Source organism: Flavobacterium agri (genome assembly GCF_013401995.1).
GTDB classification, from domain to species: domain Bacteria; phylum Bacteroidota; class Bacteroidia; order Flavobacteriales; family Flavobacteriaceae; genus Flavobacterium; species Flavobacterium agri.
In genome coordinates this window covers 516,667-534,063 of sequence record NZ_JACBJI010000003.1, presented here as the reverse complement: position 1 = coordinate 534,063, position 17,397 = coordinate 516,667, and the positions used below count along the sequence as shown (strand labels likewise).

The following is a 17,397-nucleotide window of genomic DNA, read 5'->3' as shown; positions in this document are numbered from 1 at the left end:
CTATTTTGTACTGATTAGTACAAATTATATAACCTTTAAAAACTACTTACCATGATTTTAGTTACAGGAGCAACAGGAGGATTAGGAAGCGCGGTGATCGACACTTTGCTTGAAAACACATCGGCACAAGACCTTGCGGTTTTGGTACGCGACAAACAAAAGGGCGAGCATCTTGCCGCCAAAGGAGTTTCGGTGCGATACGGCGATTATGACGACTACCAAAGTCTCGTAAAAGCGTTCACCGGCATAAAAAAACTGCTTTTGGTTTCAGCTCCGGCCGTCTCGCACGAACGGTTGGAACGCGAAAGCAACGCTATCAACGCCGCTATCGAAGCTGGCGTAAAGCACATTTTCTTCACGGGAATCCAGCAAAGAAAGGATGTCGACTACATCATTCCGTGGGTTACGGAAGGCAGCAGACAGATCGAAAGCCTCATAAAGGAATCGGGCATGGCGTACACGATTGTCGAAAACACGATCTACAGCGATTCATTGCCTCTTTATGCGGGAGAAAAAGTCCTTGAGGGCGGATTCTACTTTCCTTCGGGCAACGGAAAAATCGCATTCGCCTTGCGTTCCGAATTGGGTGAAGCCATCGCCAAACTGCTTTTGCAGAACGGACATGAAAACCAGACCTACACGTTGACCAATAACGAATCCTGGTCGTTTGCGGAAATCGCGTCGATGATTTCTGAAGTAAGCGGAAAAGAAATCCGACACAAGGATGTCAGCAAACAGGAGTTCCTGTCGTATCGCCTGGCCTTCGACCCGATCCCCGAGGTATATCTCGATTTCTTCGCCGAATGGGCAGCCGCCACCAAGAACGGGGAATTTGCCTACACCGATCCGATGCTCGAAAAATTGCTCGGAAGGAAGCCGAGCCATCTAAAGGAATTCATCGCCGAATACTACGGAAAATCGAAAGCATGAGCTTCGACATTTCGGGAAAAAGACGAAATATCACGACTCCAACCATCAAAAACCACACGTAAAACCTTAATTATCAATTGTTAAATCACGCGGTTCGATTCTTGAACCAGAACAAAAAGTTTCATTTAAAAATATCCACATCATGAAAACCAAAGCTTTAAAAACAACGGCTGCCATCATTTTGGCGATCACTACCTTTGAATCGGAAGCACAGACTGCCGAAAACGCAAAAAACCAATTCGTACAAATAGACGACGCCAAGATTGCGTATCGTCAAATCGGAAAAGGAACTCCGTTGATCCTTGCAAACCGCATGAGAGGCACTCTCGACACATGGGATCCGTTGTTCCTGAATAAACTGGCCGAGAAAAATACCGTCATTTATTTCGATTATCCCGGAATCGGTTATTCTACGGGAAAGCTTCCTACCGATTTCAGTATTGTAGCCAATTACGTGGTCAAGTTCGCCGACGCGCTTAAAATCAAGAAATTCGCCATGGGCGGATGGTCCTGGGGCGGATATGTCACGCAAACCACTTTGATCGATTATCCCGACCGCGTGACACACGGTATTCTTATCGGTACGAATCCTCCGGGAAAAGTAGATTTGCCGATCCAGCAATTCTGGGTGGAACGCGCCCTTAAACCGATCAACAATCTCGAAGACGAGGAAATCCTGTTTTTCGAACCCGCTTCGGAAGCCAGCCGCAAAGCCGCAAAAGAATCACACGACCGCATTTACGCACGTCCCGGGGTCGTTGACAAAATCCCGTCAGAAATGCCTGTTTTCATGGAATACCTCAAAGGGCATGAAAAAATGAAGGAAGACAAAGAAGGACGTTTCGAAAAATTGGCCGGCACCAACGTACCGCTGCTTATCATTTCGGGTGACAACGACACTAGTGTACCTTTCGAAAACTGGCTGCCACTTGTCAAAAAAACCAAGAAAGCCCAACTCTTGGTACTCGACGAAGCGGGTCACGGTCCACAACACCAATATCCCGAACTCTCGGCCACATTCACCTCAGAGTTCATCAAATACACAAAATGAATTGATTGATTGCTTGTTAGTTGAAGCCGGCCTTAGTGCCGGTTTTTTCTTGCTTACCCCTACCGACTCCAGAACGGGCGAGCGAAGCAAAAGAAAAGCCGCTAAACGCGGCCTTTATCATTTATTCAATAGCTTCTCCAAATACTCGACCTTATCTTTCTCGGCCTGCACCAATCGCTCATAAAGCTCCACCATCTTATCTAACGGATTGAAAGTACAATGCGAGGGGCTGAAAGAAGCTTGTCTGTTCGCGTATGCGGGAAATTTTACGTCCGATGTGGGGTTTTGAAGGTGTTTCCATGGTGTAGATGTTTGTTGGAGTAAATATAATCAATTTGGGAAACGAGAGGTATTGGTATCGTACCAAAGAGTAGTCGATTTGGAAATGATTCACGGTTTGTGTCAAATTTTAGAGTGATTTTACTTTGACACAGGTTTTGTGACAAATTTTAAAGGAGAAAAAAAATTGCCACACGCTTCAGTCTCTACTCCGACCTAATATTCCCCGTTACCTAGGCCTTCCTTTTTCCAAAGCGCAGCGGCGGAAAAATGAAAACCTTTCCGCTTTCAGCGCCATGAGCGCGCAGGCGGGCACCTGACGCCGCAAAGGTTCGGAAAAAGCGAAAAACTGTTTGAGCCAAGATTAGATATCCCTTTAGCCCGATACGTTCCGGCGAGTTTTTTTCGTTTCCGAACCTTGCGGCTGTCAGGTCGCCGAGCGGTCGCGCCCAACGCATTTTGCTTCTTTGTTGCGAGACAAAGAAGGCCCCGCCGGCAGGCGACGAAAAAAAAACACGGACTACAAGTCCGTGCCAATACTATCTAAGACAATGAAAAGCGAAGCTTTCACGTCACTGCACCAATCCCAACTCCCTAAGCGTCTCCACAACCCCATTATGATTATTATCAAGTCGAGTACGAAACTTAGAAATAGCAAGAATCTCCGGATGCGCATTCACCATGGCATAACTATTCACCGAATACTGCATCATCTCGAAATCGTTCATATAATCGCCAAAAACAAGCGTTTCGGTATTTTCGATGCCCAACTTTTGCTGCATTTTCTGCAAAGCCGCACCTTTGTTCGCTTCAAGCGGCATCACGTCGAGCCAGACCTCGCTTGCGATCGCGGGTTTGCAACGGTCTGAAAACGGTTCGAAGAATTTGAAGCTGTAGTTTTCGGGATTCTTGAAATCGCATACGGTGAATTTGAGTACGTCGGCATCGACCGTCATCAGATCTTCGACGATCTCGATATGGTGGAAGTAATCGCGTGTCTTGTTCAAAAACCGCTCGTCCGTACTTTCCACAAAAGCCGTTTCCGCACCGCACAGTACGATATGACAGTCGTCGAGTCCGCGTGCTATGCCGATGAACTCATGCACGAGCGCCTTGTCGAGCGCCATTATCGAAATGACTTCCGATTTATGCACTACGATCGTCCCATTCTCGGCCATAAACAACATCTTGTCCTTTACAGGTTCGAAAATATCGGCCAACGTCTGGAACTGGCGTCCGCTGGCCACGGCAAACAGTATGTCCTTTTGGTGAAGTTGGTCGATCACCTTCCAGATATCGGCGGGCAGGTTGCGATGGTCGTCGAGCAGCGTCCCGTCCATATCGGTCACGATAAGTTTGGTCATCAGTTTTCGATTTGGAGGCTTTTGGCTGTCTTTTTACGGATTTCGGCCAGCAATTCCGGATTGTCGTTGAGTTTTTTGCCGTACGAAGGCACCATCTGGCGGAACTTGTCCTGCCATTGCTTGGTATTGGCCTTGTCGAAATAACAGCGGTTGAGCAAATCGATCATGATCGAAGCCGTCGTAGAAGCGCCCGGAGAAGCGCCGAGCAATACGGCTAAAGAACCGTCGGCTTTGGTCACGACTTCTGTACCGAATTCGAGGACTCCGCGTCCTTCGGAGTCTTTCTTGATCACCTGCACGCGTTGTCCGGCAGTTTCCAAAACCCAATCTTCGGATTTTGCATCGGGCACATATTCGCGCAAAGCTTCCATCCTATCGTCGTCCGATTGGCGTACCTGGTCGATCAGGTATTTGGTAAGCGGCAAATTGTGGAATCCGGCCGAAAGCATCGGAATCAGATTATTGGCCTTTATCGAAAGCGGCAAATCGAGATACGAACCGTTTTTGAGGAATTTGGTCGAAAATCCGGCATACGGCCCGAAAAGCAGTTCCTTTTTACCGTTGATCATACGCGAATCGATATGAGGGACCGACATAGGCGGCGCACCTACAGAAGCTTTCCCGTACACTTTAGCGAAGTGTTTTTCGATGACGGCTTCGTTCGTGCAGCGCAGCCATTGGCCGCTTACTGGGAATCCGCCGAAACCGTCGCCTTCGGGAATGTGTGCTTTTTCGAGCAACGGAAGCGAACCTCCGCCCGCTCCGATAAACACGAAAGGCGTTCTCGTTATATATTTTTCACCATTGGAACGGTCGCGTACCGTGATTCTCCATTGGCCGTTTTTCTTCTGTTTCAGACGACGTACTTCGTGGTTGAAGAAAATCGACACGCCGTCCTGTTTTTTAAGATAGTGGAACATGGCGCGCGTGAGTTCGCCGAAATTCACGTCTGTACCGATTTTCATGAACGTGGCCGCGGTTTGTTCCCATGCGTCGCGTCCTTCCATGACCAAAGGCATCCAGTTTTTCTGTACATCGTGATCTTCGCTGAATTCCATCTGCGAAAACAACGGATTAGCCTGCAATGCGGCATGACGACGCTTCAGGTACGACACGTTTTCCGGACCCCAAACAAAACTCACATGCGGGATGCTTCGGATGAAATTCTCGGGATGGTCGATCAGTCCTTTCTCGATCAGAAAGCTCCAGAACTGGCGCGAAACCTCGAAAGATTCGGCAATCTTGATCGCTTTGGAGATGTCGATGTTGCCTTCTTTGTCTTCGGGCGTGTAGTTGAGTTCGCAAAAAGCAGAATGACCCGTTCCGGCGTTGTTCCAGGCATCGGAACTTTCGGCGGCCGCGTGGTCCAATCTTTCAAAAATCTGGATGCGGATGTCGGGTTGCAATTCCTTGAGCATGACGCCCAAAGTGGCACTCATGATACCGGCGCCGATCAGGACTACGTCTGTGCCCGGCTGAATCGTTGTGTTGTCGCTTTGCATGGCAGAAAATTAGCGGCACAAAGATACTTTGAAAGCGCAGGAAAATAAAGCTATTTAGAATGATTTTAGAAAGAATTTACGATAACGTTTGAGCCTTACAGCATCTTGCGCGAAAGGTAATCGCGAAGCATTATCGTGGCGGATATTTCGTCGATCAGGCCTTTATCCTGACGCTGTTTTTTCTTCAATCCGGAATCGATCATGGCCTGGAACGCCATCTTCGACGTAAAGCGCTCATCTACACGCACGACTTCCATTTTCGGGAACGCGGTCTTGAACTTCTCGACAAAGGCTTCGATGATCGGCGTACTTTCGGAAGGCGTACCATCCATTTGCTTGGGTTCGCCGATCAATACCTTGACCACGTTTTCCGTCGAAAAATAATCTGCCAAAAAAGCGATCGCGGTATCCGAAGCCACCGTCGTCAAACCCGATGCGATGATCTGCATGTCGTCTGTAATGGCGATTCCGGTGCGTTTTTTTCCGTAGTCGATGGCGAGAATCCTTCCTGGAGTGTTGAACATGGTCGTTTTGAAAAATCGATGAATAAAAAAAGCCGAACGAATCGGCTTCAAATATCGGTATTTAAGTTGTGAGTTTTGTATCGCGTGGATACGACGTCTGGATTTTATGCGAATTCGAACGCCTCGATTTCTTTGTGCACTTTATCCAAAGCGTGATCAGAAACGCCCGGAACTTTTACGCCTTCGAGTCGGAAAGTCGTGATGTCGGTCATGCCAAGGAATCCGAGTACGTTCCTGAGATACGGTTCGGCGAAATCCATGCTTTTCATCGGTTCGACCGAATAAATGCCTCCCGAAGCGAACGCCAGGAACACTTTTTTGCCCTGAAGCAACCCGATCGGACCGTTTTCACCATAACTGAACGTGACGCCGGCCCGGGCGATCTGGTCGATCCACGATTTTAGCGTTCCCGGAACGTTGAAGTTGTAAAAAGGAACAGCGATCACGATGATGTCGGATTCCTTGATTTCGGAAATCGCGGTATCGGAATGGAATACGTTCGACTCGTAATTTTCGGGAAGTTCTTCGGTTGCGTAAAATGCCTGGAAATGCGCGGCTTCGAGATGGGGAACCGGGCTTTTTGCCAAATCTTTTACGTTGATCGTCGCGTCGGGATGTTTTTCGAGGAGTCTGGAATTGATCGCCTCGACGACTTTTTTGGTATTGGAGTGCTCTCCGTTTATACTCGAAAGGATGTTCAATATTTTCATTGTGAATCTGTATTTGTTTTACAACGCAAACTTATTTACATTTGCTTTCTTATATATAGTAATATCCTTTAGGATAGCACTACCCTTTTATATAGTAAAACAGATAAAGACATGTCTTTCAAAACATTGCCAAGCCAAAAACTCAGCACTACGGAATGCAATCAGGCGCTAATGCACGTTCGCGATGCGCTCGAAGTCTTGAGCGGGAAATGGAAACTCCCTATATTGATTGCGCTTTCATCGGGCGAAATGCGGTTCAAGCAGATTGCCAAGGAAGTGCCGGGCATTACCGACAAAATGCTGTCGAAGGAATTAAAAGATTTGGAAATCAACCAATTGGTCACGAGAACGGTTTTGGATACTTTCCCGCCGACGGTGCTGTATCAACGTACCGAACACAGCGATTCGCTTTCCGAAGTCATCCTGTCGCTACGCGAATGGGGTTTGCTGCACAGGCAAAAGATATTCGGGAAGTGATTACAGTTTGAGGTCGGTTTTCAATCCCAGGAAATCGCCGAAACGCTTGACTTGATGTTCGATTTCCGAAAAGCGGTTATTTGGTATTTTCACCATCGCCTGCACCTCGACCGATACGACATCTTTTTTGATGGTCCGTTTCCAGATGCCGCAAACCTGTCCGTCGACGACCAAAAGCGGCTTGAAAATCCCGTTGCTCGTGAACGCGTGACGGCTATGCACCGGATCTATTGAAGGCGTCCGGTCTTTATATGCGATCAGGAATTCGTCGAAAGCCGGCAACAGATGCACCGATTTCGTATTTACGGATTGATGTTCTTCCGGGAAATAATACGTTTGTCCTTCAATTTCCACCGATTCTAACTTCTTTTCATTTGCTTTTATCCCAGTACGGCAATCGGTAAGGTTCAAGCCACTCCACCATTGAAAATCCCTTACCGTGGCGGGCGCGTGGCTTTTAAAGTAGGTTTGGGCGAGTTCGGCCAGAGCTTCTTCTTTAGACAATTTCCGTGGCTTTTTGACTTGCTTCGACATGAGTGCATAACCGTGCTCCTTGCCTTTTCGCGCGCCGCTTACGACCAAACCTTCGAGTTCGGCTGCAGCCATGATATGCCCGCTTCTGTATTCATGTGTTCGGATACCGTTGAATTCGAGGATTTCCATGATTTCGGGTTTCGACAGATGTCCGTCTTCGAGCGCTTTTTCGATAAGGCCGAAGCTTTTGTTGTAAATGGCTTGGTCGAGTCCGAGTTTCCTGTCGTTCGAAGCCATCTGTCCGCGAATGGTTTTAGCGGTAAGACCGAGCATCCAACCTATATCTTCGGATGGCGCGAAATGCCACGTCGGACGCAAAACATGGGTACGCACGATATCGCCCGACGCCAACGCAATGTCTACATCGGCATCAGAAATACTGGGAACGCGCGAGCCGATCGCCCATTTGGCCATAGCGTAATCCTGCGCCTGGATCGCCCCGAAATGCTTGACGAGTCTTGGGATTGAATCGATATTGGTAGTGAGTAATTGCTGGCTTTGCATGCGCCAGAACGAGATGTCTTTGAATTCCATCAGGGTTTGGGTAAAGCGAATGCCTCAAATTTAAGCAAGTTCGTCCCGCCTTTTCGGAATTGCAGCACTTTTTCGTTGGCCACGTAATTGTCGCTGGTTTCGAGCGCCATTTTGAATTCGTCCTCGATTTTCATTTCGGGACAGGCCATCATCGTCGAAATGATGTTGAACATTCGCACTTTGCTTTCTTTGATCTGATATTTTCCGCCCATTCGGTTGCATCCGGCGAAAGCCCCGAAACTGCCGTCGTCGTTGAGCTGGATGAAATAATCTTTGGTATCGCTTTGACGGAAGGTCCGACCGTTGATTTCGGACAGCTTCCAATGGATTCCGGTTATTTTTTGCGGAAGACGGTCCATGGGCGTGCCGTCGGATTTGGCTGCCTCGGCCTCGCTTTGTTTCAGGAGCACATCTTGCCCCGAATTGGCGGGATTAAGTCTTTTGCCCGAAGTATCTGCAAGTACCAGATAATGTTCGCCCACGAAAAAATGATGCTCTTCTCCTGTCGTATTTTTGAGAATGATACCGTTTCCGGTCGTATTCCATTTGAACGTGCCTTTTTCTTCGGTTCTTTTGCCCGATTGGATGCGTGTCATCACGTACGAAAAATCTTCGGCCAATTCCAAAGCGGTTTCACTTCCCGAAACCGGGCCTTTGTAGCGTCCGAGATAATCGAGCGAATTTTCGGAATTGTCCGGAGTATCAGTTATCGTGGTATCGCCGATTTCGGTCGGAGCCAATGGCGGATCTTTTTCTTTTTTGGGTGAACAGCCTATGATGAGAATCATCGAAAAAATGCAAATCAGCTGTTTCATCAGAATTTGGTATAAGGGCGTCCGACTCTCAATAACAAAGGGAAATGCACCTTTTTGTCGCTGGCTTCCCAAACCAATGACAATTCGCCTCGAACCAAATCGACAGGATTGATGCCCGTTTTGCTTTTGTAATGCTGGGTCGCCGACCACGATTCGAGATAACCGAGCAATTGTCCTGTCGTCCATTCGAAATCGTTCGTCCACGTAATGGTTTCGATTTCCTTGAACGGAAATGGGATCGTTTGGTAATTCTCTTCGACATAACGGCGTTCGGCATCCCAATAGGGACCGATAATGTCGCGGTAGAAATGACTGATGATCGCATCGGCACGCTCATTCGTCGAAAACAAGCCATACCCCAAAATCGCGAATACGCCTTCGGGCTTAAGGATGCGGTAAATCTCTTTGTAAAAAACAGTGAAATCGAACCAATGTACGGCTTGAGCGACGGTTATCAGATCGAACGTGTTGTCTTCGAAAGACGTCTGTTCAGCTCTTTCTAGCTTATAGATGATATTCGATGCTTTTTCGGCTTGGTCGAGTTGTTTCTGGCTGATGTCGGTGGCAAAAACGGTTTCGAATTTGCTCGCGAGTTTGTGGGCGACCTGCCCGTTTCCCGTGGCCAAATCGAGCGCCTTTCCCCTTTCCTGGGCAAATGACGCAATGTAATCGATCAAAGCTTGGGGATATTGTGGACGGTTCTGGGCGTACTTCGTCGCTTGGGCGGAAAAATTGTCTTTCATGGTGTTTTGTCCAATTTTTAAGGGACTTGTTAATAAAAACGTATATTAGCCCCTCGAAATTGTCTGATTATGAGTGAAATATCAGTCAAATTTACGAAGCAGGACGTGAGGATCCTTTTAGAAATTCAAGCAAACCTTACAACTTTAACATTCTACAGAAAAATATTCAGATGAAGCGAACGTTATTACGGAACCCTAATCTAGTATTGATGACCTGCAAACATTTCCTTGCGCTTTTCGCGCTACTCGGCACTTTTGTGGCCACCGGACAAACAAGAGAATATGATTTTAACGGTTTCCAAACGAGCGACTCCAATATGCAATGGGCGTCCGTGCAGCGTTTGACTCCGAGGAAAGTGAAATTTTCCGATTCCAAGATCAACATCAATCTCGACCGAAAATACCAGCTTATAGTCAAAAGCAAGAAAAATCTTCCGAACGGCGGCGTGGTATATTTGTGTAAAGACCAGCAAATGAAAGACGTCACGATCACGTTGATCGCCAACGAACGCATGTTCCTGTATTCGGGAGCCGACCGTTATCAGGTGACGTTCAACCATCCTATAATCGCTTCTGCCCAAAATTCTTACGCAGAAGCCGAATAATCACTTCGGTTACCGATTACATGCATACGCGCGGATATTGCCCTTGACCGTTTTCGCCATTCCGGTTATCGGCAAGTCCGCGAGTATGGATGTTTTTATGTGCTTACCGAATACTCCGTAACCTTGCATAAGAATTTCGATTTAGGAAAGACACTTGGCAAAAGTTTAATTTCAGCTATCGCAAAAGCTACTCCTGACGATTGGATTTCTTCTCTTTTGAAATGTTCCTGAAAAAGACTTCCATTTCTACCGTATAGGGAATTCATCCCTTTGGTATAGGCATTGAACATATTTGAAAACGGTTGATGGATTCTTTCTTTGAATCTTTCGGGAAGCTCAGTGTCGTCTTTAATCCTTACTAACATTTCGAAACGATTCTCGAGCAGGCAATAGGCGATCAAATCGGCAGTTTTGCTGACATGACGCTTGTAAAGGCGAAGGAAATGTCGATAATTCTTGTCTTCGTAAAAAAGGTATTCGTTGTTGTTCGCGCAATTCTTGATATGATAATAACGGTTGGGAAGGAAAGGTATTTTTTTCATGGCGTGTATTGATTTGTGGATTGGCGGGTATGAAAGACCTGGTATGAAAGAATCGATTTAGACCTAACAGGTTTTCTTAACCTGTTAGGTCTAACGAAATAAGGCATTTAAGGAGTAGATCGAGTACATTTTTTCTGCATATTTTCTTAAAAAATAGAAATACTTTCCTCGAAAAAGCCTCTTTTAGCATGAGTGCCTGCTCCTCCTACTCCAATTAGACCTAACAGGTTTCCGAAACCTGTTAGGTCTAACAAAGAAACGATTCGCAAATCAAACTCCATTACAGTTTTTCCGCACATTTTCTTAAAATCACGCCTGTCCGAATTCCTTTGACATCAGTCGTCTTTTCCAAAATTTGACCTAACTTTGTCAAAAACCAAAATCATGAATCACCTGCGTGAAACCATAGAAAACGCTTGGGAAAACCGCTCCCTTCTCACCGAACAGAAAACGCTCGACGCCATCCGGAAAGTAATCGATCTTCTCGATGAAGGAACGATCCGCGTAGCCGAACCGACTCTCGACGGCTGGCAGGTAAACGAATGGATCAAAAAAGCCGTCGTGCTGTATTTTCCAATCCAAAAAATGGAAACCTTCGAAGTGGGCATTTTCGAATACCACGACAAGATTCCGTTGAAGCGCGGTTATGCCGAAAAAGGCATTCGTGTCGTGCCGCACGCAGTCGCCCGCCATGGCGCCTACATTTCCAAAGGGGTGATCATGATGCCAAGCTATGTCAACATCGGGGCTTTCGTAGACGAAGGCACGATGGTCGACACCTGGGCAACCGTAGGAAGTTGCGCCCAAATCGGCAAGAACGTACATTTGAGCGGAGGTGTCGGCATCGGAGGCGTTTTGGAACCGCTTCAAGCTTCACCGGTAGTAATCGAAGACGGAGCGTTCATTGGCTCGCGCTGTATCGTCGTAGAAGGCGTCCGTGTCGAGGCCGAAGCCGTTCTCGGAGCTAATGTCTGCCTTACCGCATCCACCAAAATCATAGACGTCACCGGGCCTGAACCTGTCGAAATGAAAGGGTACGTTCCGGCGCGTTCGGTCGTGATTCCGGGAAGTTACACGAAGAAATTCGAAGCTGGCGAATACCAGGTGCCATGTGCACTCATCATCGGAAAACGCAAGCCGTCGACCGATTTGAAAACGAGCCTCAACGACGCCTTGCGCGAATACGATGTTGCCGTTTAAGATGAAAAAGTTGTATACGTTCGAAAACCGTTGGCACCAGCGCTATATTTCCCTACTATCGTTGGTCTTTTTCTTTTTTACCCCGATGTTTGCCTGGAGTAAAATTGAAGAAGATTGGGTATGGAAGGTTCAACTTTTGTCATACACGATCTACGGATTAAGCCAACTTTTCATTTACTTGTTCACGGATTATTACGTCATCGAAAATCAGGACGAAAAGCGATCGTGAAGAAGATTCTTGTCATACAGCAAAAAATGATCGGGGACGTTTTGGCGTCCTCGATCCTTTGCAACAACCTGAAATCCATTTATCCCGATTCCCGGATCGATTATTTGATTTATCCGTTCACGCGGCCCGTGGTCGAGAACAATCCGAACATCGACAACCTGATTCTGTTCAAAGACGAATTCCGCAAAAGCAAGAAAGCGCTGCTTAGATTTCTGGTTTCCATCCGAAAAACCAAATACGACATCGTCATCGACGCTTACGGAAAACTCGAAAGCAACCTCGTGGTGGGCGTTTCTGGCGCAAAAAAGAAAATCGGATTCTATAAATCGTACACCAAATTCGTATACGACGAAACGATACGCGAAAAGTCGAAACCCGATACCGACGCAGGCTTGGCTATCGAAAACCGATTGCTGTTGCTCAAATCGTTGTCCGGCGGAAAAACATTGGACAACCGCCCGAAAATCTTCCTTACCGACGATGAGATCGAAAACGGCAAACGCATACTCGAATCGCACAACATCGACCTTTCCAAAAAACTGTACATGATAGGCGTTTTGGGAAGCGGCGGCAACAAAACCTATCCGTTTCCTTTCATGGCGCGGCTTCTGGATGAAATCGTCGCCCAAACCGACGCTACGTTGTTGTTCAATTATATGCCGATCCAGGAAGCCGAGGCACGCGAAATTTTCGAAATGTGCGCCCCGAAAACCCAGGAAAACATCAAATTCCACATCGTTCCGGGAAGCATTCGCGAATTTTTGTCGCTCACGTATCATTGCGACGCGCTCATCGGCAATGAAGGCGGGGCGGTCAATATGGCCAAGGCCTTACTGAAACCGACGTTCACGATATTTTCTACGTGGATCAAAAAAGAAGCGTGGAATGCGTTCGACGATGGAATCCGAAACGTGTCCGTTCACCTGAAAGACTTCAAGCCGCAATTGTACGGCAACAAATCCGCGAAGGACATGAAGGATGATGCGATGGAATTGTACGGACAGTTTACGCCGGATTTGATTTTACCGGAACTTAGGATTTACCTCGAAAGGAATTAGGAACGCTGAATACGCAGATTTTCCTGATTTCCGCAGATTCTTAAATCGCAAGGCAAAGATGACTCCATCACCGAGATTTTTTTCTGACACAACATCAAAATCCATCATTCCTTGATTCTATGCTCAAAGAACATTTGGAAGCGCCAAATTACAAACCAAAAGAAAAGATAAAAATCAGGAAAATCTGTGTAATCTGCGTCTTCAGCGTTCCAGATCAATTCGAATCAATCCCGATCGGTGTTTTCACGACTTTGTTCTTTCGCGTATTCTCACGGATCGCGAAATTCTTCTTCCAGGTCGCCTCATTCACATATCCGCGCGCATGATCCAAGTGGATCACGATAGCCGAATATCGGATTTGTTTCGCCTTGAGCCCTTTGTTGAAAAGCCTCTCGCCAAGTTCGCGATCCTGTCCGCCGTATTGCATTTCCTGGTTGAAACCGTTGATGAACACCAAATCTTGTTTCCAGCCCGAAGCGTTGTGGCCGTTCCAGGTGGCTTTCGTCGGTGTGACGGCGTTCAGGAATTTCGCCCAAAGGCCGGTCGCGGTAAGTTTGTTGTTCTTGAACGATTTCGGCAAACCTTCGGATAACAGCCACTTGATATCGAAACATCTTTGGTAAATGATGTCGTCTTTCGAAATTGCCTGCGAAATATTCATCGGCAACATATAATAGCCGCCCGAAAGGAAATAGCCTTTTTCGCGGAACTTGAGATGCGTTTCGACAAAATCCTTGCGTGGAATACAGTCGCCATCGGTAAAAATCAAATACTCCGAGCTCGAAGCGACGATTGCCTTATTGAGGATTTGGGACTTCTGGAAACCGTTGTCTTCCTGCCAGACATGTACGAGCGGCATTGTAATCTGCGGACGCAAACGATCGAGAAGCTCCTTTGTTTTCGGGCCCGATCCGTCGTCGGCAATGATGATTTCGAAATCGAGTTCCGACTGCACACTGAATCCCCAAATGACCTTTTCGAGCCATTCCTCGGAATTGTACGTACTCATGATTACCGATGCCTTCATTTTTTCCAGAATTGCAGTTGTTTTTTGATTCGTCTTTTGCGCAGGAAACGGTCGCGGTGTAATTCGGTCTGTTTCACCATCATCCTGAGGATTTCGTCGTATGGTTTTCCGATGAGTTTTGCATATTCGTCGGCCATAACTTCTACCATTTCGCGTTTCGACGTGAGTTTCGACATATTGTCGATGCGTTGGGCAAGCGACATGGAATCGTGAAAATTCATACGATTCAAATCGACGAGAAAAAACTCGTAATTGCCGTCTGAAATCTTCTTAATCAGCGTATTTCCGGGTGTATGATCCAAAAATTCGATACCGTTCTGGTGCAGGTTGAAGCTGAAACGCACGAACTGGCGCAAAATGGTCTCGTGTTCGGGATAATCGGGCTCGGTGATCAGTTCGCGATACGTCAAATCGCATTGCAGGTGTTCGCTTACATAATAACTGTCGGCAAGCAAAAGCGTTTCGAAATTCTCGAAATACGCAATCGGTTGCGGCGTGCCGATGCCTTTTTGGAGCAATTTGTTCGCGAACTCGTACGATCTTTCGGCTTTTGAACGTCGGAAGAAATTATAAACGACGCGGTTCACGAAATTCGGCACCTTGAACGATTTCACGTTCACCGTTTTTCCGTCGAGGTCGAAAAGTTTGATCTTGTTGCGCTTTCCGTCTCCGAAAAGTGTCCCGCCTTTGTCAAAATCGGCAATGATTTGGTCAAGTGCCGCGCTTTGGTTTTGGAAATCGGGATGGATGACGTGCTTCATCTAAGGTTTGAATTGCCTCACAAAAGTAGGGATTTGGGTTTTAGGGTTCAAATGAAAGAAGTATTTTTGACGAGAATTCAACTTCAATATTCGTTATTCGATTTTTTTGAATGTTGAATAACGATTAACGAATAACGAATTTTGAAGTTTTCATGGGTATAAACGACTTCCTCAAATCGACATTCTCGCACTTCGGGCGCTCTGCCAGAAAAAAGGAAGTCATCAGCCGCATCTTAAAATCGCCGATCCAGAACAATGACGACGTGGTCAACCTGCACCGTTACGACCCGACGAACATTGGTGATTACTATTGCGGCGTGCACCATTACTTCGACAACCTCAAGGGAAAATACCTCGACATCTTCGATTACAAACGCGAAGATCAGGAAGTCCGCGACAATTGGTTCGAGAAAATAACGCAGAATTCGCTGATCATCGGCGGCGGCGGATTGCTCAACCGCGAAGGTTTCGACCTTCAGATGAAGCTTTTCGAACAACTCGGCGAAAAGGGCAAAAAAACCGTGCTTTGGGGTTTGGGACATAACGCGAAAAGCCCGTCGACTTACGGCAAAATCACGAAATACAACGTCGATACGTCGAAATTCGGTCTCGTCGGCGTACGCGATTACGGCATGAAAGAAGAATGGGTGCCTTGCGCGAGCTGCCTGCATCCGATTTTCGATAAACAATGGACGGTCGAAAACGAAATCGGCATCATTTTCCACAAAAAAACGCTCGGGAACGAGAAAGTGCAAAAACAATTCGAGGCGTTTCCGTCTACGGCGAACAATGCGGTTTTCGAGGACGTGGTGCGTTTCATCGGCCAGACCGACACGATCATGACCGACAGTTACCACGCGATGTACTGGAGTTTGATGCTCGGAAAAAAAGTGCTCGTGATCCCGAATTCGTCCAAATTTTACGATTTCAAATACCAGCCCGTGATCTCGAGTTTCGACAATTGGCAAGCCGACATCAAAAAAGTGCAAGCCTATTCGGGCGTGCTTGACGATTGCAGGCAAACAAATCTTACCTTTGCGCAAAAAGCATTTGACTATTTGAATGTCTGATTTCTTCGATCATTACCTGATTACGCGATTCAACCTTCGCAACCCGGAGTGGGCCGTTACCAAGAATAACGAGAGCCTGCTCACGGACGAATGGATGGAAGACCGTTTATGGTTGTTCCGCAATTTTTGTTTTCCGTCCGTCGCGGCCCAATCGACCAAAAATTTCAAGTGGCTGATCTATTTTGATACGACGACTCCCGAAAAATACAAGTCCGAAATCGAAAAACTCGTGGCCGGACACGACAACATCCTCGTGTTCTACATTGACGGGATGGGGAATTTCTATCCCGAAATCCAAAAATATATTTCGGAACATTCCAACGAAAAACCGTTTTTGATCACTTCGCGCATCGACAACGACGACACGATCCACAAAGATTTCATCGCCGAAATCCAGAAGCAGTTCAAGCAGCAGGAATATCGCGTGATCGACGTGATAAAAGGATATTCGCTTCAGGTGAAACCGACGGTGATGTTGGGCAAGAAAGAACATATCTTCAATCCGTTCATCAGTTTGATCGAGAAGAACGAGAATCCGCAGACGATCTGGTCGAACGACCATAACATCTGGAAAAAAGAGCGACGCATCACGCAAGTCACGCACAAAAGATTGTGGATCGCGGTGATTCACGAAAAGAACAAAGTCAACAATTTCAACGGATACGACAATGTGAAATGGGACAAACTGAAAGTCGATTTCATCGTGTCCGACGAGATTTCGAAATTCATATCCGAAAACCTGATCCCGCATCGCGAGTGGCTCAAACTGTCGCTCAAGAACAAGTGGATCGTGAAATACAAAGTGCTCAGCAAAACCATCAAAAAGGCGCTCGGCATTTACAAATTCAAGTGATGGAATACCTAGCAAAAGAAGTCCACAACGCTTACGAAGCCATAAAAGACGGCGGCATCATCCTGTATCCGACCGATACGGTTTGGGGAATCGGCTGCGATGCCACGAACGAAGCCGCGGTTGCGAAAATCTACGCGTTGAAACAGCGCGAAGAATCGAAAAGCATGATCGTTTTGGTCAACGGCGACAGGATGTTGTACCAGGTTTTCAACGAGATTCCCGAAGTTGCCTGGCAGATTTTGGATTTATCCGAAAAACCGACTACGCTGATTTTGGACAAACCGAGAAACGTGGCCAAAAACATCATCGCTCCCGACAATACGCTCGGCATGCGCATCGTCAAAGAGCCATTTTGCTTTAAGTTGATGGAACGCATGAAAAAGCCGCTGGTTTCGACCTCGGCGAACATTTCGGGTGAACCTACGCCTTTGTCGTTTGCCGAAATCTCGCCTGCGATCGTGAATGGGGTTGATTATGTGGTAAATTTGCGACGTGCCGAAAAAGCCGAGAAAGCGTCTGCGATCATTAAGTTGACGGGTGATGCGCAGGTGAAGGTGATCCGGAAGTGAGTCAGTCACCAATGGCACGA

Annotated in this window: 19 protein-coding genes and 1 pseudogene; 9 read left to right on the top strand and 11 right to left on the bottom strand. The window is 47.0% G+C overall.

All coding sequences use genetic code 11. The features are described 5' to 3' along the window. The first annotated feature begins 51 nt into the window (after window positions 1–51). Both HZF10_RS09760 and HZF10_RS09755 read left to right on the top strand, forming a co-directional pair. On the top strand, window positions 52–930 hold the full coding sequence (locus HZF10_RS09760; protein WP_176006005.1) for an SDR family oxidoreductase: 879 nt from the start codon (window positions 52–54) through the stop codon (window positions 928–930). Between the two features lie 142 nt (window positions 931–1,072). After that, window positions 1,073–1,981, top strand: a complete 909-nt coding sequence (locus HZF10_RS09755; RefSeq protein WP_176006004.1) for an alpha/beta fold hydrolase — start codon at window positions 1,073–1,075, stop codon at window positions 1,979–1,981. Between the two features lie 117 nt (window positions 1,982–2,098). Here the strand turns inward: HZF10_RS09755 and HZF10_RS18085 are convergent. From HZF10_RS18085 to HZF10_RS09735, 5 genes and pseudogenes are all read right to left on the bottom strand, one after another. Further along, a pseudogene (locus HZF10_RS18085) lies at window positions 2,099–2,203 on the bottom strand (transcriptional regulator); the annotation flags it as partial. Between the two features lie 629 nt (window positions 2,204–2,832). After that, window positions 2,833–3,624, bottom strand: a complete 792-nt coding sequence (locus HZF10_RS09750) for a Cof-type HAD-IIB family hydrolase (RefSeq protein ID WP_176006003.1) — start codon at window positions 3,622–3,624, stop codon at window positions 2,833–2,835. Further along, window positions 3,624–5,126 (bottom strand): malate:quinone oxidoreductase, encoded by a 1,503-nt coding sequence (locus HZF10_RS09745; protein WP_176006002.1) that lies wholly within the window; start codon window positions 5,124–5,126, stop codon window positions 3,624–3,626. Before HZF10_RS09745 ends, HZF10_RS09750 begins: the two co-directional genes overlap by 1 nt. Window positions 5,127–5,221: 95 nt before the next feature. Further along, window positions 5,222–5,650 carry a Holliday junction resolvase RuvX gene (ruvX, locus tag HZF10_RS09740; RefSeq protein WP_176006001.1) on the bottom strand — a complete coding sequence of 143 codons (429 nt, stop codon included), beginning with the start codon at window positions 5,648–5,650 and terminating at the stop codon, window positions 5,222–5,224. A 104-nt stretch (window positions 5,651–5,754) separates the two neighbouring features. Beyond that, on the bottom strand, window positions 5,755–6,360 hold the full coding sequence (locus HZF10_RS09735) for an FMN-dependent NADH-azoreductase (RefSeq protein ID WP_176006000.1): 606 nt from the start codon (window positions 6,358–6,360) through the stop codon (window positions 5,755–5,757). 111 nt (window positions 6,361–6,471) lie between these two features. Between HZF10_RS09735 and HZF10_RS09730 the strand changes: the two genes are divergently transcribed. Continuing rightward, a complete protein-coding gene (locus HZF10_RS09730) occupies window positions 6,472–6,837 on the top strand; it encodes a winged helix-turn-helix transcriptional regulator (protein WP_176005999.1) in 366 nt (121 codons plus the stop codon). Here HZF10_RS09730 and HZF10_RS09725 read toward each other — a convergent pair whose 3' ends face one another. The 3 genes from HZF10_RS09725 to HZF10_RS09715 are packed head-to-tail and all read right to left on the bottom strand — an operon-like array spanning window position 6,838 to window position 9,463. Further along, complete coding sequence (locus HZF10_RS09725) at window positions 6,838–7,905, bottom strand: winged helix DNA-binding domain-containing protein (RefSeq protein WP_176005998.1); 1,068 nt, start codon at window positions 7,903–7,905, stop codon at window positions 6,838–6,840. It lies immediately after the preceding gene. Further along, a complete protein-coding gene (locus HZF10_RS09720; RefSeq protein ID WP_176005997.1) occupies window positions 7,905–8,720 on the bottom strand; it encodes an META domain-containing protein in 816 nt (271 codons plus the stop codon). Before HZF10_RS09720 ends, HZF10_RS09725 begins: the two co-directional genes overlap by 1 nt. Continuing rightward, window positions 8,720–9,463 carry a class I SAM-dependent methyltransferase gene (locus HZF10_RS09715; RefSeq protein ID WP_176005996.1) on the bottom strand — a complete coding sequence of 248 codons (744 nt, stop codon included), beginning with the start codon at window positions 9,461–9,463 and terminating at the stop codon, window positions 8,720–8,722. The genes HZF10_RS09720 and HZF10_RS09715 overlap by 1 nt, the downstream gene beginning before the upstream one ends. 209 nt (window positions 9,464–9,672) lie before the next feature. On the opposite strand from HZF10_RS09715, the gene HZF10_RS09710 reads away from it, so the two are divergent. After that, window positions 9,673–10,068, top strand: coding sequence for a hypothetical protein (locus tag HZF10_RS09710; RefSeq protein ID WP_176005995.1), 396 nt, complete (start codon window positions 9,673–9,675; stop codon window positions 10,066–10,068). 95 nt (window positions 10,069–10,163) lie between these two features. Here HZF10_RS09710 and HZF10_RS09705 read toward each other — a convergent pair whose 3' ends face one another. Further along, complete coding sequence (locus HZF10_RS09705; protein WP_176005994.1) at window positions 10,164–10,610, bottom strand: transposase; 447 nt, start codon at window positions 10,608–10,610, stop codon at window positions 10,164–10,166. A gap of 384 nt (window positions 10,611–10,994) precedes the next feature. Between HZF10_RS09705 and HZF10_RS09700 the strand changes: the two genes are divergently transcribed. Both HZF10_RS09700 and HZF10_RS09695 read left to right on the top strand, forming a co-directional pair. Then, a complete protein-coding gene (locus HZF10_RS09700) occupies window positions 10,995–11,810 on the top strand; it encodes a 2,3,4,5-tetrahydropyridine-2,6-dicarboxylate N-succinyltransferase (protein WP_176005993.1) in 816 nt (271 codons plus the stop codon). Between the two features lie 225 nt (window positions 11,811–12,035). After that, window positions 12,036–13,097, top strand: a complete 1,062-nt coding sequence (locus HZF10_RS09695) for a glycosyltransferase family 9 protein (RefSeq protein ID WP_317171612.1) — start codon at window positions 12,036–12,038, stop codon at window positions 13,095–13,097. A gap of 214 nt (window positions 13,098–13,311) precedes the next feature. On the opposite strand, the gene HZF10_RS09690 is transcribed toward HZF10_RS09695, so the two are convergent. Then, window positions 13,312–14,124: a glycosyltransferase family 2 protein gene (locus HZF10_RS09690; protein ID WP_176005991.1), complete on the bottom strand. Its 813-nt coding sequence runs from the start codon at window positions 14,122–14,124 to the stop codon at window positions 13,312–13,314. Further along, window positions 14,121–14,885: a Kdo domain containing protein gene (locus tag HZF10_RS09685; protein ID WP_176005990.1), complete on the bottom strand. Its 765-nt coding sequence runs from the start codon at window positions 14,883–14,885 to the stop codon at window positions 14,121–14,123. The genes HZF10_RS09690 and HZF10_RS09685 overlap by 4 nt, the downstream gene beginning before the upstream one ends. A gap of 152 nt (window positions 14,886–15,037) precedes the next feature. On the opposite strand from HZF10_RS09685, the gene HZF10_RS09680 reads away from it, so the two are divergent. From HZF10_RS09680 to HZF10_RS09670, 3 genes are read left to right on the top strand one after another with little or no spacing between them, the layout of a single operon-like run. After that, entirely contained in the window at window positions 15,038–15,955 is a 918-nt protein-coding gene (locus tag HZF10_RS09680; RefSeq protein WP_176005989.1) for a polysaccharide pyruvyl transferase family protein, read from the top strand. Beyond that, window positions 15,948–16,808, top strand: a complete 861-nt coding sequence (locus HZF10_RS09675) for a glycosyltransferase (RefSeq protein ID WP_176005988.1) — start codon at window positions 15,948–15,950, stop codon at window positions 16,806–16,808. The genes HZF10_RS09680 and HZF10_RS09675 overlap by 8 nt, the downstream gene beginning before the upstream one ends. Next, complete coding sequence (locus tag HZF10_RS09670; RefSeq protein WP_176005987.1) at window positions 16,808–17,377, top strand: L-threonylcarbamoyladenylate synthase; 570 nt, start codon at window positions 16,808–16,810, stop codon at window positions 17,375–17,377. Before HZF10_RS09675 ends, HZF10_RS09670 begins: the two co-directional genes overlap by 1 nt. Window positions 17,378–17,397 lie beyond the last annotated feature (20 nt).

Bases quoted from the DNA above. Each gene is read 5' to 3' on its own strand.
- HZF10_RS09760 (WP_176006005.1), top strand. From the start codon at position 52: ATGATTTTAGTTACAGGAGCAACAGGAGGATTAGGAAGCGCGGTGATC.
- HZF10_RS09755 (WP_176006004.1), top strand. From the start codon at position 1,073: ATGAAAACCAAAGCTTTAAAAACAACGGCTGCCATCATTTTGGCGATC.
- HZF10_RS09750 (WP_176006003.1), bottom strand. From the start codon at position 3,624: ATGACCAAACTTATCGTGACCGATATGGACGGGACGCTGCTCGACGAC.
- HZF10_RS09745 (WP_176006002.1), bottom strand. From the start codon at position 5,126: ATGCAAAGCGACAACACAACGATTCAGCCGGGCACAGACGTAGTCCTG.
- ruvX (WP_176006001.1), bottom strand. From the start codon at position 5,650: ATGTTCAACACTCCAGGAAGGATTCTCGCCATCGACTACGGAAAAAAA.
- HZF10_RS09735 (WP_176006000.1), bottom strand. From the start codon at position 6,360: ATGAAAATATTGAACATCCTTTCGAGTATAAACGGAGAGCACTCCAAT.
- HZF10_RS09730 (WP_176005999.1), top strand. From the start codon at position 6,472: ATGTCTTTCAAAACATTGCCAAGCCAAAAACTCAGCACTACGGAATGC.
- HZF10_RS09725 (WP_176005998.1), bottom strand. From the start codon at position 7,905: ATGGAATTCAAAGACATCTCGTTCTGGCGCATGCAAAGCCAGCAATTA.
- HZF10_RS09720 (WP_176005997.1), bottom strand. From the start codon at position 8,720: ATGAAACAGCTGATTTGCATTTTTTCGATGATTCTCATCATAGGCTGT.
- HZF10_RS09715 (WP_176005996.1), bottom strand. From the start codon at position 9,463: ATGAAAGACAATTTTTCCGCCCAAGCGACGAAGTACGCCCAGAACCGT.
- HZF10_RS09710 (WP_176005995.1), top strand. From the start codon at position 9,673: ATGACCTGCAAACATTTCCTTGCGCTTTTCGCGCTACTCGGCACTTTT.
- HZF10_RS09705 (WP_176005994.1), bottom strand. From the start codon at position 10,610: ATGAAAAAAATACCTTTCCTTCCCAACCGTTATTATCATATCAAGAAT.
- HZF10_RS09700 (WP_176005993.1), top strand. From the start codon at position 10,995: ATGAATCACCTGCGTGAAACCATAGAAAACGCTTGGGAAAACCGCTCC.
- HZF10_RS09690 (WP_176005991.1), bottom strand. From the start codon at position 14,124: ATGAAGGCATCGGTAATCATGAGTACGTACAATTCCGAGGAATGGCTC.
- HZF10_RS09685 (WP_176005990.1), bottom strand. From the start codon at position 14,885: ATGAAGCACGTCATCCATCCCGATTTCCAAAACCAAAGCGCGGCACTT.
- HZF10_RS09680 (WP_176005989.1), top strand. From the start codon at position 15,038: ATGGGTATAAACGACTTCCTCAAATCGACATTCTCGCACTTCGGGCGC.
- HZF10_RS09675 (WP_176005988.1), top strand. From the start codon at position 15,948: ATGTCTGATTTCTTCGATCATTACCTGATTACGCGATTCAACCTTCGC.
- HZF10_RS09670 (WP_176005987.1), top strand. From the start codon at position 16,808: ATGGAATACCTAGCAAAAGAAGTCCACAACGCTTACGAAGCCATAAAA.